The following is a 14,236-nucleotide window of genomic DNA, read 5'->3' as shown; positions in this document are numbered from 1 at the left end:
GCCCCGGTCAGGCGGCCCGCACCCGGCAGACGAGGTCGTCGGTCCCGGTGTAGCCGACCTCCATGCCCTGCCCCTCGAGGACGGTCGCCAGTTCGACGAGTCCGGTGCGGTGGCACACCACGCCCACGTCCAACGTCGTCAGTGCCTCGGGAGCGCGCGCCAGGTCGGCGGGGTCCGTGCCTCCCTCGACCAGCCGCTGGAGCAGCAGACGCGTGGCGACCTGAGCTCCGGGCCGATCCGCGTACACCTCGAGGTACTCCCCGCGGGAGCTGACCGGACGGGCGTCGGGCTGGACCACCCCGAGCGCTGCGATCACGTCGACCGGCGCCAGCACACGCTCGCCGGACGCCTCGGCCGCCGCCCACCGCGCCGCGGCCAGCGGACCGGCCGGGAGCTCCCACGTGCCCGGCGCGGCGACGGTCGCCCCGTTCAGCGGGCTCCACAACGGGAGTCCTCCCACCAGCAGCGCGGCTGCCGCGCCCACGGCGACCACACCGCCCTTCACCAGGCCGGGCACCCCGCCGAGCAACGCGACGAGGGCCGGCACGGGGACGATCCAGGTCAGCCGCCACGCGATGGCATCGGTCCCCATCACCGTCCCGGCCAGGTCGTAGAGCGCCGGCACCGCGATGAGCAGGCCGGCGGCGACCGCCGCCAGCGCCGTCCAGCGAGCCCCGGGGGCGCAGGTCGCCCAGCGCTCCGGCAGGAGGCAGCCGGCAACGACGACGACGGCCGCCGCGAGGGCCACGACGGCCGGGAGACCGGTACCGAGCACCTTCTCCCAGGGGTCCTCACCGGCGGCGTTCGGGACGAAACCGCCCCGCCCGGTGCCCCCGGCGACGAGCATCACCACACCGGCGGCCAGTGCTGGGCCGGCGCCGATCGCCAGGAGCAGACCGACGTCGGCCCACCGGCGACGCAGTGCGCCGGGCACGCTGCCGGCCAGGACGACCCCGGGGACCACGAAGACGGCAGCCGGGGTGAGGCCGACGGCCGCCACGGACGCCAGCCCCACCACCGCGATCGCGGCCCGGCGCTCCCGCCCGGCCCTCGCGGCCCACAGCCAGGCGCACGCCGCGTAGAGCAACGGGACGACGATGGCGAGGAACAGGACCTTGCCCTGCCACATGCGGGCCAGGTGCAGGTTCCCCCACGACGCGTGCGTCGCACCCCCGAGCACGATGAAGAGGGTGGCGAGGAGCAGCCCGACCGCGGGGCGACGGACCCGCCACGCCCGGAGCAGCATCCAGAGCGCCCAGACCGCGCCCGCCGTGGCCAGCGGGGGCAGGAGGACGTAGGCCACGTCGCCCACGCTGAGACCGGTCACCCGGGAGACCCAGCCCAGGAGCGCCTCGATGGACGGGAGGTAGGGGGTCTGGGCCGGCAGTCCGGGCCACTGGCCACCGGAGAAGATGACGTCCCCGACCCGGACGTCGCCGTGCGCGGCGATCCACGTGGTGCGGACGACGTACGACGCGTCGTCCAGGTCAGGCCGGACGATGACGGCCGCGAGGCCCGCCAGGAGCGCCGACACCGCCAGCGGCACCCACGGCCCGGCCACCGGGGAGGCCGCGAGGGTGGGGGCCAGCGACCGCCGGACGGCGATCACGACCACCGGCACGAGGGCGACCCACCCCCAGAAGGCCCAGGCCGCCGGGATCGCACCGGCCAGGGCCAGGAGGTAGGCAGCGGTCCAGGCGGCGAAGAGGGCCAGCCCGGCCAGGACCGCGAGGTCGAGCGTGCGGGTGACCCGGCTCGCCGGACCGCCGGCTGCGAGACGCCCGGAGCCGGCCACGGCAGACGAGTCCGTGGCGGCGCGTTCCCGGACGGCGGAGTACGGCACGCGCGACGCTAACCCGCCGGCCACCGGCTCCCCGGCACGGTGCTGGCGAGTTCGCGACCGGCGCTGCACAGGCTGCCCACCCGCCCCAGGGTCCCCGACCTCAACCGCACAGCTCGGCGTACAGCTCCACCAGACGGTCGGCTGCCCGGTCCCAGGTCGCCGCGGCCGACACCTGTCGCCCGGCGGCCACCATCTCCGCCCGCGCCCCCGGCTCACCCACGACCTCGCCCAGCACCCGGGCCAACGCCGGCGCGTCGCCCACCGGCGCCGTCCGGGTCGCCCCGTCCCCCACCTCGAGCAACGCCGGGTCGTCGGAGGTGACCACCGGGACCCCGGCCGCCATCCCCTCCAGGACCGGCAGGCCGAACCCCTCGGCCCGGCTGGGCACCACCAGCACGGTCGCTCGGGCGAGGAGGACGGCCAGGTCCTCGTCGGTGACCCGCCCGAGGACCCGCACCCGGCCCGGGGGCAGCCCGAGCTCCGCAGCTCGCCGCAGCGGGTCGACGCCGCCCCATCCGGCCTGGCCGGCGACCAGGAGCGGCAGATCGGGGGCGCCGGGGAGGGCCAGCGCCGCCAGCAGCACGTCGAGCCCCTTGCGTGGCTCGAGGGTGGCGAGACTGAGCAGGTACCCGCCCGGGGGCAGCCCGAGCCGGTCGGCACGTGCCTCGGCGTCGGGGACGGGGCCGGTGAGGACGGCCGCGACGCCCTCACCCACGACCTCCACCCGGGGCAGCCGCACGTGCGGGCGCAGCGCCGCCTCCACCGCGCGGGTCGGGACGACGACGGCATCCGCCTGCTCTGCTGCGCGCTCGGCCATGGACCGGTGCCAGCGGACCCCCCGCGGGGTCAGAGTCTCGGGGTGCGTCCAGGGGACGGCGTCGTGGATGGTCACCACGAGCGGGCGACCGCGCCGCGGCGGGAACAGGAGGGTCGGCGCGTGGACCAGGTCCGCACGTCGCGGAGCGGGCCCGACGCCCCGCTCCCATGCCGCGACCAGGGGACGCCGGGCCAGGGGGAGCCGTCGCGGTCCCCGGACACCCGGGACCTGCGCAGCGGTGGTGTGCCGGTGCCAGGCGACCCAGCCACGGACGTCGATGCCCGGCGGGCGCACCAGCGAGCGGGCCAGTTCCGCGGAGTACCGGCCGGTTCCGCCGGGGACAGGGCTCAAGCACTGTTCCAGGACGACGGCCACCTCCACGGCCCCGACCCTAGGTCCCGGCACGGGAGCCGGCCGCCCCGGCCCGCGGGGCCCCGCCCCGTGAGACCATGTCGCCGGATGAAGATCGCCCTCGACGCCACCCCGCTGCTCGGCCGTAGCACCGGGGTCGGCACATACGTCCGCGGCCTCACGTCCGGGTTGGCGGAACTGCCCGGCCTGGACCTGCGGGCCGTGCCGTTCACGCTGCGTGGCGGGCGGCGTCCGGCCGAACTGCCCCCGGCGGTGCAGTGGCGGCATCTGCCGGTGCCCGCCCGAGCGCTGCAGGCCGCCTGGACGCGGGCTCCCCTCCCGCCGGTCGAGGCGTTCAGCGGCAGGGTCGACGTCTTCCACGCCACCAACTTCGTCGCGCCGCCGGCGCTGCGCACGGCGTCGGTCGTGACCGTGCACGACCTGACCTACCTCCGTTTCCCCGAGTGGGTGACCGACGCGGTGCTGCGCTACCGGGACCTGGTGCCCCGCGCGCTGGACCGGCTGGGCACCGTGGTCGTCACCCCGACCCGGGCGGTCGCCGACGAGGTGACCGCGGCCTACTCCCTGCCGGAGGACCGGGTCGTCGTGACCCCGCTCGGGGTGGACCCGGCCTGGTTCGGGGCCCACCCGGTCGACGATGCGTGGCTGGCGGCCCGGGGCCTGCCGGACGAGTTCCTGCTCTTCGTCGGGGCACGCGAGCCGCGGAAGAACCTCAGCACCCTGCTCGATGCACACCGGCGGGCGCGCGCGGAGGGCACGGTCCCCGACCTGGTGCTCGCCGGGCCGGCCGGCTGGGGGCCGGAGGCCGAGCAGGGCGCCGGAGTGCACGTGACCGGCTGGCTGAGCCAGTCCGAGCTGCACGGTGTGGTCGCCCGGGCCCGGGCCGTGCTCCTGCCGTCCCACTACGAGGGCTTCGGGTTGCCGCTGCTGGAGGCCATGGCCGCCGGCACCGCGGTGGTCGCCAGCGACGTCCCGGCACACCGGGAGGTCGCCGGCGGGCACGCCACCCTGGTCGCCCCGACGGACGTGGACGGCTGGGCCGAGGCGCTCACCACCGCTGCGCCCTCGGATGGACCACGCCGGGCCGAGGCTGCGGCCTGGGCACGACAGCACACGTGGCGGGCCTGCGCCGAGGCGACCGTCGACGCCTACCGACGGGCCGTCGGGTGAACGACACCCCGCGGCGTCCCGTGCTCACCGTCGTGATCGTCAGCTGGAACGGTCGGCACCTCCTCGACGACTGCCTCGCCGGCGTGGCCCGGCAGGATCTGGGTCGGCACCGTTTCGACGTGGTGGTGCTCGACAACGCCTCCACCGACGGGACCGTCGAGCACCTGGCCCGGCACCACCCCGACGTCCGGGTCCTGACCGCGCCGTACAACACCGGTTTCGCGGGAGGTGCGCACCGCGCCCTGGCGGAGGCGTCGACCCCGTACGCGGTGCTGCTGAACAACGACGCGGTCCCCGAGCCGGGCTTCCTGTCGGCGCTGCTGCGGGCGATCGAGGCGCCCGGGGCCGAGCGGGTGGCTGCCGTGACCGGCAAGGTGCTGCTCCGCCCGCGCTTCCGCCGGTTGCCGCCCGGCGCCCCGGCCGCCGAGGGCGACGTGGTGGCACCGACGGGCACCTACCGCCCGACCCCGGACGGCGACGTCGACCTGATCAACTCCACCGGCAACGAGGTGACCCGGTCGGGCTACGGCCGGGACCGCGGGTGGTTGCAGCCGGACGAGGGGCGGGAACCCCCTGCCGAGGTCTTCGCCTTCTGCGGGGCAGCGGTGTTGCTGCGCGCCGCCGCGCTGGCCGAGGTCGGCGACTTCGAGCCCCGGCTGTTCCTGTACTACGAGGACACCGACCTGTCGTGGCGGCTCCGCACGGCCGGGTGGACGATCCGGTACGAGCCGACGGCGGTCGTCCGGCACGAGCACGCTGCCAGCAGCGACGTCAGGTCGGCGCTGTTCCGCTTCCACGACGACCGGAACCGGCTCCTGGTGCTGACGCGGAACGCCCCCGGCCGGCTGGCCGTGCGGGCGGCCCTGCGGTACCCGGTGACCGTGCTGCACCTGACCCTGCGCCAAGGGCCCGCCGCGGCGATGACGGTCACCCGGCTGCGGGCGCTCGGCTCCTACCTGCGGTTGCTCCCCAGCGCCGTGCGGGTGCGCCGGGCGGCGGGCCGGTCCGCGCTCGTCCCGCGAGCGCAGACCGCGACCCACCTCGTCGCCGACTGAGGCCACCCGGCCGGCCAGGCGTCACCGGCAGCAGGCGTCACCGGAAGCGGGCGACCCCGTCGCGGACGTTCTTGCGGACCCGCCCGGCGACCCGACGACCCAGCTCACGCGGTCCGCCCTGCTGCAGGTACTCCCGGATCAACCCGAGGTCGCCACGCAGGTTCGGCTCGTACGACGTGTCGATGAGCCGCCCCTGGACGACCGCCTCGAGGTCCTTGCCGTTCGCGCCGGCGAGGTCGGGCGCCCGACGCGGGGCGCGGCAGAACTCCAGCAGCGGGCTGAGCGCCCGCTCCCACGCGTAGTCGTTGCGGACCCGGTCGACCGCGTCCCGGCAGGCAGCGGCGAACGGCTCGTCGTAGAGCGTCCGCTCCAGCCCGGCAGCCAGCGCGTCGACGTCCTGCTCGGGCACCGTCACACCGAGCCCCTGTGCCGAGATCAGATCGCCGAACGTGTCGCCGCCGGTGGCCACGATGGGCAGCTGTGCCCACAGGTAGTCCAGCATCCGGGTCCGGAAGGAGAACGTGGTCTCCACGTGCTCGAAGTGCGTGGACACGCCGACGTCCGCGTCCAGGAGGTAGTTCTCCCGGTCCCGGAAGTCGACCCACTCCTCGTTGAAGAACACGTGCTTGCCGGTGAGGCCCAGGGAGTCGGAGAGCTCTCGGGTCGCCGCGGCCATGCGCATCTCGGGCACGTGCGGGTTGGGGTTGCGCATGCCCAGGAAGAACATCCGCACATCGGGGTGGCGCTGGCGCAGCTGGTCGATCGCCCGGACCAGGGTCAGCGGGTCGAACCAGTTGTAGACGCCGCCGGCCCACAGCACGACCTTGTCGGTCTCGGCGATGCCGGGGACGACGCCCTTGATCGCCGGACGGGTGCGGCGAGGGGCCACCGAGCTCAGCCCGAAGGGGACGACGGCGAGCAGCTTGCTCATCGAGGAGTCCGCATCGTAGGTCGCCGGGTTGAGCCGGCCGACGGCGGCCATCTGCCCCAGCCAGAAGTGCCGCTGCTTCTCGCTCGCGCAGAGGAAGAAGTCACCGCGGCTGAGCTGCTGGTTCAGCACCGTGGTCGTGTTGGCGACGTCGCGCGTGCGCTGGCCGCCCTCCTGCCCGCGGGTCTGCTCCAGCTGCTCGAGGTGCATCGGGTCGTAGATGTCGCAGACGATGATCTTCTGCGAGCGGACCAGCCAGGGCGCCGCGGCCATGGCGAAGCCCTGGAAGACGATGATGTCGGCCCACGCCTCGTGCGGCTTGAGCTGGTCGGGCACCCCCACTGCGGAGACCTGGAAGCGCGGGTCGGAGATGCTCGCCCCGCTGGTCGAGACCAGGCGGACGTCGTGCTCGTCGGAGAGGTGCTCGGCGATCGCCCAGGCGCGCATCGCCGGGCCGGCCATCTTGGCCGCCAGCGGGTCGCCGGTGATCACCAGGATGCGCCGCCGGGTGGCGAAGAGGTCGGCGATGCCGAAGGACTCGACGAGCTCACCGTGCGCCTTGAGGTAGCGCGCCAGCGGGAACGCCGGCTCGATGGCCTGGCGGAACAGCGGCGCGAGCTCCAGGTCGTTGCGGGTGCGCTGCTCCTGCAGCCGCGCCCGGTCCGCCCACAGCCCGGCCACGTCCGTGGCGGCGTCGGCGATGGCCAGCACCCCGGCCATGGTGACCTTGGGGACGCTCATCTCGCCGATGTCGTCGCCGCCGGGTGAACGCTTCAGGTCCAGGGCGCCCGGGTCGATCTCGCCACGCTCAGCGGCCCGGCTGATGGCCAGCATGAGCGCCGGCGCCAACGTGCGCGACAGGGCGTCGTCCCCGTAGTTCTTGATCATGCTGAACAGCGCGTTGCGCTCCAGCAGGAACGTCTCCCGGTAGCTGCCGAACTTGTTCATCGACGCGTGGTGCTTGTGGAAGGCGATCGAGTCGGGCACGTAGCGCACCCGCCAGCCCAGCAGGTTCAGCCGCCAGCCCAGGTCGACGTCCTCGTAGAACATGAAGAAGCGCTCGTCGAAACCGCCGACGGTCTCGTAGACGTCCTTGCGGACGAACATCGCCGCGCCCGTGCCGAAGAGCACGTCCCGCGGGGTCTCCCACTCGCCGCTGTCGGGCCGTTCGACCTCGCGCTTGTAGCCCATGCCGAACCAGGTGAGGGACCCGTCGACGTAGTCGATGTGGGTGCCCTCCCAGTCCAGCACCTTGCTGGCGACCGAGGCGACCGAGCGGTCTCGCTGGAGGACGTCGACGGCGGCGCGCACCCACTGCGGGTCGGGGCGGGCGTCGTTGTTGATGAAACCGACGACCTCACCGCGGGCGTGGCGGACGCCGGTGTTGCACCCGCCGGCGAAGCCGCTGTTCTCACCCGCCTCGATGACGACGGCCCCGGGCACCTCGCGACGGATCCGGTCGACGTCGTCGCCCCCGGAGTCGTTGTCCACGACGATCAGCTCGAGCTGGTCCGCGGGCCAGTCCAGCTCGCCGAGGGACCGCAGGCAGGTGATGGTGTCCTCGGCGCCCTTGTAGTTGACGAGGACGACCGAGACCAGCGGTTCGGTGGGCATCAGACGGTGGCCTCCGAGGCGATTGAGGGAAGATCTGCGTTCCAACGACCACCGAGCGCGACCACTCCCCCGGACTCGCGCAGCTCACCGGTCTCGACGACGAACCGGTAGCAGTGGCGCAGGAAGTCGTAGGTGTGGGTGAGCGTGTGGTCCAGGATGCGGGCGCTGAGGTCGAACGTGTAGGGCTGCAGGGTGAGGCTGGGGATCGCGAGGTCGATGTGGCCCGACCCCTCGATGTAGGCGATGTCCAGCCCGCCGTCGCGGGTGTGGTGCGCCCAGATGCGCATGCCGTCGACGGTGTCCAGCGCCAGCGCGAAGGCCGGCCGCTCGACTCGCTCCGAGCACTCGTAGGAGATCCGGATGGTGGCCTGCTCGCCGGTCCGGAACCGGTTGGCCGGCAGTCCCTGGGCGTCCAGGACGGTGACGTCCGTCAGGATCGCCTCGCCGGACCCGATCCGCGTCTTGACCGGTGCGCCGTCGGGAGTGGCGCCGTCCGACGACGCCGGCGTGGCCGAGGACGAGGGGGCGACCTCCTTCTCGTGGCTCTTGTCGACGTAGCGGTCGACGATCTGGTCCGCCCGGCCGACCTCCACGAGAGAGCCGCGGTCGAGCCACGCGGCCTGGTCGCACAGCGTCCGCATGGACCCCATCGCGTGGCTGACGATGACCACCGTCTTGCCCGCGCGGCGGAAGTCGACGAACTTCTCCATGCACTTCTCCTGGAAGGCGGCGTCGCCGACGGCGAGCACCTCGTCGACCAGGAGCACGTCCGGGTCGACGTTGATCGCCACGGAGAAGCCCAGGCGCATGTACATGCCCGAGGAGTAGTTCTTGACCGGCTGGTCGATGAAGGCCTCGATGCCGGCGAAGTCGACGATCTCGTCGAACTTGCGCTCCAGCTCACGCTTGGTCATGCCCAGGATCGAGCCGTTGAGGAAGACGTTCTCCCGACCGGACAACTCGGGGTGGAAGCCCGACCCCAGCTCCAGCAGGGCGGCGACCGTGCCCTGGGTGCGGATGTCCCCCTTCTCCGGCTCCAGGATCCGGGCGATGCACTTGAGCAGGGTCGACTTGCCCGACCCGTTCTCGCCGATCAGCGCGAAGGTCGAGCCCTGCGGGATCTCGAAGGAGACGCCGCGCAGCGCCCAGTACTCGTCGTAGCTCGCCCGGCCCCCGCGCATGAGGGCCGCCTTGAGGGACTGGTTGCGCTCCTTGTACAGCCGGAACCGCTTCGAGACCTCGTCGACCACGACGGCCGGGGTGCTGCTCACAGTTCCTCCACGAGGCGGTGCTGACTCCGGTTGAACACCACGATGCCGATCACCAGGGAGCCGACTGCCGCCACGAGGCAGAAGAGCAGGTCTCCCCAGTACGGCATGACGTTGTCGTAGAGCATGGCCCGGAAGACGCTCACGAACCGCTCCAGCGGGTTGAGGCGGTAGATCGTCTCCAGCGGGAAGTCGTTCCCGGCCGCCCGCATGCGGGCGGCCTGGTCCTGGATGAGCTGGTACGGGTAGACGATCGGCGTCGCGTAGAACCACAGCTGCATGCCGATGGTGACGAAGTGCTGGGTGTCCCGGAAGTAGACGTTGGCGATCGACAGCAGCAGCGCGATGCCGAGGGCGAAGGCCGTCAGCAGGACGACGACGACGACCAGCAACGGGATCCACGGCAGCGGCATGCTGCCGAAGACCAGCAGCAGCACCACCAGCACGCCCAGCTCGATGGCGAAGGTGACGTTCAACGACAGGACCGTCGCGACCACCAGCGTCGGCCGCCAGAAGAAGACCTTGCGCAGCAGGTTGGCGTTGGCGATGAGCGAGCCCATGCCACTGCTCACCGCGTTGTTGAAGAAGTTCCACGGCAGCAGGGCACAGGCCAGGAAGAGGACGAACACCTGCAGGCCGCTGTCCTCGCCCACGGGCACCGGCACGCGGAGCACGAACCCGAAGACCAGGGTGTAGATCAGCAGGGTCGCGATCGGGTTGAGCAGCGACCACCCCTGACCGAGCAGGGTGCGCTTGTACTTGCCCCGGACCTCGCGGAGGGTCAGGTTGACCAGGAGCCCTCGGGAGTCCTTGAGGTCACTCACGACGCTCATGACTGTTGTTCTCGCATCGTGACGGAACCTTACCTCTCAGTACCTGGCGGAACGGCCGTCTCGAGCGACGCGCCGAGGGGAGCCGTCCCAGTGACCCCGGTGGTCACGGCCGGCCCCAGGGGTCACCGGACCCGGCGGCGGACGGCGTCCAGGACACCGCCGAGGACCGAGCGCCGGACCGAGCCACGGGGCACCACCCGGCCGGCGACGACCCGGCCACGAGACAGGGCGCGGTACCCGCCCGACTCCTTGATCCCGGTCAGCTCCTGCACCGTCACCTCGAGCGCGGCATGGGTGCGCGCCACCTCGTCGTGCAGCTGCGCCTCGAGCTGCCGGGCCTGCTCGGCCTCCGAACGCAGCTGCGCCACCTCGGCCCGCGCCTGGTCCCGCTCGGCGATGAGCGGGCCGAGCTTGGGGCGCAGCGGTGACATGGGGTGGTCCAGCAGCCCCTTGAGCTCACCCTCGGTGCGCTCGACCTCCGCTGCGAAGGCCTCGTCGTCGCGGCCACAGCGCAGGAGCTCGGTCTGCAGCACGGCCTCGCGGTGCAGGGTCCGGGACAGCCGCTCGTCGTCGAGGTGCACGTCGACCAGCGCGCCCAACTCGTCCAGCAGGGCCCGCCGGGACGGCCGGGTCTGCCACGGGGTCGGCACGGTGGACAGCCGCTCGCACAACCAGATGAGGCCTCGTGCGACGACGTCGTCGACAGTCCACTCCGTGCTGCGCCACTCGTCGTCGATGTGGACCAGCCCGCCGTCCTCGTCGACCAGCAGGTTGTGCGGGACGAGGTCGACGGCCACCCCGTCGGGCTCCGCGGCCGAGGCCTCCACCAGCTCGCGCCACTCGGTCAGCGCACGGCGGGTGAACTCCACGTCGCCCTTGGCGATCTCGTCGACGAGCGAGCTGCCGGGCAGGATCGGGCCGGAGTTGACGCGGTGCGCAGGTCCAGCCGATTCGCGTCGGTCCCCGAGCACGCTGCGCTCGAGCACCAGGCCCGTCCCGTCCTGACGGACGACGCTCTCGGTGGCCCGCCCGGGACGCCGCTCCGTCGTGTAGAAGGCGGCCCGCCGGTCGGTCGGCCAGAGGTCCTGCTGGCTGCCGTCAGGGGTGCCGACGACGACGAACGAGTTGCCGTGCTCCTTGCCCTGGCCGGCCGAGACCAGGGTGCGCCACAGCAGCTCCTCGCTCGGGCCGAAGTCCCGGGCGGTCTGCCAGTCGGGGCTCGGGAAACGCGGCAGGCGACCGGCCAGCCCCGAGGGGTGGACCATGAGCTCGTCGGCGATCACGGCGCGGGTGAGCTTGTAGTCGGGGAACGCACTGAAGAAGGTGGGGTCCATGCCGGCGCGCTGGAACAGGCTGCCCAGCGCCGCCCGGTCGAAGGTCCGCGCCGGGGAGCCGACCGGGTAGTCCTCCAGCGAGTCGTAGGCCCGGTCGCTGTGGTCCTCGGGTGAACCTGCCAGGTACTTGACACCGAGCTTGTTCTCGATGGCCAGCAGCAGCCGCCCTCCGGGCAGCAGCCGGCGACGGATCTCGTCGAGGAACGCCAGGTAGGGGGCCTCCTCGGCCGTTCCGCCGCCCACGTACTCCAGCACGCCGATGACGACCACCAGGTCGTAGGAGGGCTCGTCCGGCAGGTCCGCGAGCTCACCGGTGAAGACCCGGGCCCCGGGGCGGTCGGCCAGCCGCGCGGCGGCCACGGCCGCGCGCGCCGGCACCGGCTCGAGGGCGTCCACGACGGCGCACTCCTCGGCCAGGTAACGGCTCATGGCGCCGCACCCGGCACCCACCTCGAGCACCCGGGTGGCCGACCCGACCTCGAACGCCCGCAGCACGTTCGCCCGCTGGCGGTCCAGGTGGTAGCGCTCGGCCCAGCCGCCCGCCCGGGAGTGGAGCTCCTCGTTGAGGGACCCACGGTCCTCGCTGCCGCGCACCAGCTCCAGCAGCGCCTCCTCGGCGCCGTCCCGGTAGCCGGAACCGACGTCCCGGAGCAGCGTCGGGCTCCCCGACACCGCGTCCGGACGTGCCTGCCGGATCGGCGTGGCGGTCTCGACGGCTACGGAGGGAACGGTGGGGGGCATTGCGACCTCTGTCTTGAGGGAGGAGGGCTTGGAAGCGTCACTCACCGGGACGTGGCACACAGCCGCGACGACGGCGAGCAGGCTACCCGCTCTGGCGCCATCGACCGTCCGGCGGTCGAGGCAGGACCCGGGGGCAAGACCCTGAGGAAAGCGCACCCGGACCTCGGTGGCCAGCACCCGGTGCGGCCCGTGAGGTCACAGCGCCGCGCGAGACTGCTGTGGCGCCGGACGGCACGGTCCCGGGCTCGTGGCCCCAAATGCCCGGCCGGAGCTGATTACATTCGCCGGGCCGCAGCGACACCGCCGGCCTCGGCGCGCACGCCGGACCGCGCCCCTGCGCCACACCCCGCCGGACGATGGAAAAGGGTCATGACGAGCACTGAGATAGATGGCAGAGCCGAGGCGGGGCACCAGCACGACGTGCTCGCCGAAGGGACCGGCCCCGGCTCGACGACCTCGACCGGGTCCCACGCCGCCAGGACCGGGGGCCGGTTCCTCGCCCGCGCGAGGAACTCGATCGCCTGGTGGGGCGCGCTGGTGGTCACCTCCGCCCTGTTCGTCCTCCACATCGCGATCTACAACCCACTGTCGCCCGTGGACGAGATCCAGCACATCGACTACGTCCTGCACCTGCTGGACGGGAACGCCGTCGGAGCCGGGGACACCTTCACCGAGGAGGGACAGGACATCCTGGCCTGCCGGTGGATCGACACGGCGGCTCCCCTCGGCATGCCGTGCGGAGGTCCGTACGACCTGAGCCGGATGCCCGGCGGTGGTTACGACACCGCCTACATCCACGCGCCGTTCTACTACGTCACCCCGGCGGTCGCCGCGCTCGCGGGCAGCGCACTGGGCGTCGACGGCGACCTGGTCAACGTCATGCGCTTCTCCTCCGTCCTGTGGTGGGCACTGTTCGTGGGGATCGCGTGGCGGCTCTTCCGTGAGCTGGGCGTGCACAAGTGGGTCGGCGCGGCCGGCATCCTGGTCCTGGCCGCCTCGCCGGTGATCCTGCAGACCTTCACCATCGTCAACAACGACGTCACGGCCCTGCCGGCCGGCGCGGCGCTGACCCTGGCCGCGCTGAGATGGGACCGGGGCCTGCTCGGACTCCGGTGGCTGGTGCTGATCGCGGCCGTCGCCGTGGCCATCAAGTCGACCAACGTGACGATGGTCATCGCGGTCGCGTTGTTCGTGCTCGCCCGACACTGGCAGGGCACGAACCCCCGTTCCTGGAGGGAGTGGCTGCCGTCCCGCAGGCCCCTGCTGGCCATCGTCGCCCTCGGGGTCACCTCCGCCGTCGTGGGGCTGGCCTGGACCGTCGTCCAGGCCCAGCTGCAGACCATGGACCCGCTGCTGGTCCCGCAGAACCAGTCGTTCTTCGCCCCCAGTTTCGAGCCGATGTGGCTGATCAGCTCCATGGACGCGTTCTTCACGCCGATCAACCCGGAGTTCTACGACACGACCCTGACCGGGGACACGGCCCGGCTCGTCGCGGTGCTGACCGACTACGGGTTGATCACCCTGACGATCCTCGGCGCCGTGATGGCCGCACGGGGCAGCCAGGTCCGCGCGCTGGCGTTCGCCCTGGGCGGCACGGCGCTGTTCGTCCCGATGCTGCTGATCATCGTGAACTACGAAGCGGTCAACATCTTCGTCCTGATCACCTCCCGGTACGGCCTGTCGCTCGTCCCGGCCGCGCTCGCCATCGGGCTGACGATGATCCGCCCCAAGCCGGCTCGCGTGGCCTTCGCTGCCGTGGCCGTCGCGTCGGCCGCCGGGATGGCCCACACGATGCTCACCTGACGCCGACGGCAGGGTCCTGAGCCCTGTCCGCCAGCGACGGAGATCGGACGCCTGTCCCCTGCGGAGACCTCCGCGGAGCACCCAGCACGGGTGTTCCGCGGAGGTCTCTTCGCGTTCCGGACCGCCGTGCAGGACCGGGCGTCCCCCGTGCGGCGTCGGTCCGCAGCGTTGAGCCCGTCGTCAGCCTCGTGTGCAGCCTGGCGACCAGGGCACCGCCGGCGGTGGGTCACGGAGGTGTTCCCCGGAGGTGTTCCCCGGCACCAGGGCGCCGGCCCGCCGCCCGGCGCTCTCAGCGCCGGCCCGGTGGAACCAGGGCCCACCCCGGCCCGGACCGCGGTCTGCTGCGCCTGACCGTCGGGGACGAGCAGGAGGGGCGGGTCCCGGGAAGCGCGATGCCCGCCCCCCGCCGACGGCGGGGAGCGGGCATCGGGCACCTGCACGATCAGGACGAGCCGGGC

9 protein-coding genes are annotated in these 14,236 nt (G+C 72.9%); 3 read left to right on the top strand and 6 right to left on the bottom strand.

Annotation, left to right across the window (positions count from 1 at the left end):
- Window positions 1–7: 7 nt before the first annotated feature.
- Both IN07_RS03880 and IN07_RS03875 read right to left on the bottom strand, forming a co-directional pair.
- On the bottom strand, window positions 8–1,843 hold the full coding sequence (locus IN07_RS03880) for a DUF6077 domain-containing protein (RefSeq protein WP_036333815.1): 1,836 nt from the start codon (window positions 1,841–1,843) through the stop codon (window positions 8–10).
- A 100-nt stretch (window positions 1,844–1,943) separates the two neighbouring features.
- The gene (locus IN07_RS03875) at window positions 1,944–3,011 is read right to left on the bottom strand and encodes a glycosyltransferase family 4 protein (protein WP_231557980.1); all 1,068 of its coding nucleotides are present in this window, start codon (window positions 3,009–3,011) and stop codon (window positions 1,944–1,946) included.
- A 108-nt stretch (window positions 3,012–3,119) separates the two neighbouring features.
- Between IN07_RS03875 and IN07_RS03870 the strand changes: the two genes are divergently transcribed.
- Both IN07_RS03870 and IN07_RS03865 read left to right on the top strand, forming a co-directional pair.
- Entirely contained in the window at window positions 3,120–4,202 is a 1,083-nt protein-coding gene (locus IN07_RS03870) for a glycosyltransferase family 4 protein (RefSeq protein ID WP_036333812.1), read from the top strand.
- Window positions 4,199–5,257 (top strand): glycosyltransferase family 2 protein, encoded by a 1,059-nt coding sequence (locus tag IN07_RS03865; protein WP_036333810.1) that lies wholly within the window; start codon window positions 4,199–4,201, stop codon window positions 5,255–5,257. Before IN07_RS03870 ends, IN07_RS03865 begins: the two co-directional genes overlap by 4 nt.
- A 37-nt stretch (window positions 5,258–5,294) precedes the next feature.
- Here IN07_RS03865 and IN07_RS03860 read toward each other — a convergent pair whose 3' ends face one another.
- From IN07_RS03860 to IN07_RS03845, 4 genes are all read right to left on the bottom strand, one after another.
- Complete coding sequence (locus IN07_RS03860) at window positions 5,295–7,799, bottom strand: glycosyltransferase (protein WP_081975162.1); 2,505 nt, start codon at window positions 7,797–7,799, stop codon at window positions 5,295–5,297.
- Window positions 7,799–9,070, bottom strand: a complete 1,272-nt coding sequence (locus IN07_RS03855; protein WP_036333808.1) for an ABC transporter ATP-binding protein — start codon at window positions 9,068–9,070, stop codon at window positions 7,799–7,801. The genes IN07_RS03860 and IN07_RS03855 overlap by 1 nt, the downstream gene beginning before the upstream one ends.
- Window positions 9,067–9,900 carry an ABC transporter permease gene (locus IN07_RS03850; protein ID WP_036333806.1) on the bottom strand — a complete coding sequence of 278 codons (834 nt, stop codon included), beginning with the start codon at window positions 9,898–9,900 and terminating at the stop codon, window positions 9,067–9,069. Before IN07_RS03850 ends, IN07_RS03855 begins: the two co-directional genes overlap by 4 nt.
- A gap of 122 nt (window positions 9,901–10,022) precedes the next feature.
- Window positions 10,023–11,975 carry a methyltransferase gene (locus IN07_RS03845; RefSeq protein ID WP_036333804.1) on the bottom strand — a complete coding sequence of 651 codons (1,953 nt, stop codon included), beginning with the start codon at window positions 11,973–11,975 and terminating at the stop codon, window positions 10,023–10,025.
- Window positions 11,976–12,344: 369 nt separating this feature from the next.
- Here IN07_RS03845 and IN07_RS03840 point away from each other — a divergent pair, with 369 nt between their 5' ends.
- On the top strand, window positions 12,345–13,778 hold the full coding sequence (locus tag IN07_RS03840) for a glycosyltransferase family 39 protein (RefSeq protein ID WP_081975161.1): 1,434 nt from the start codon (window positions 12,345–12,347) through the stop codon (window positions 13,776–13,778).
- Window positions 13,779–14,236 lie beyond the last annotated feature (458 nt).

The organism is Modestobacter caceresii (assembly GCF_000761485.1).
GTDB classification, from domain to species: domain Bacteria; phylum Actinomycetota; class Actinomycetes; order Mycobacteriales; family Geodermatophilaceae; genus Modestobacter; species Modestobacter caceresii.
This window is presented reverse-complemented; position numbering and strand designations above follow the sequence as displayed.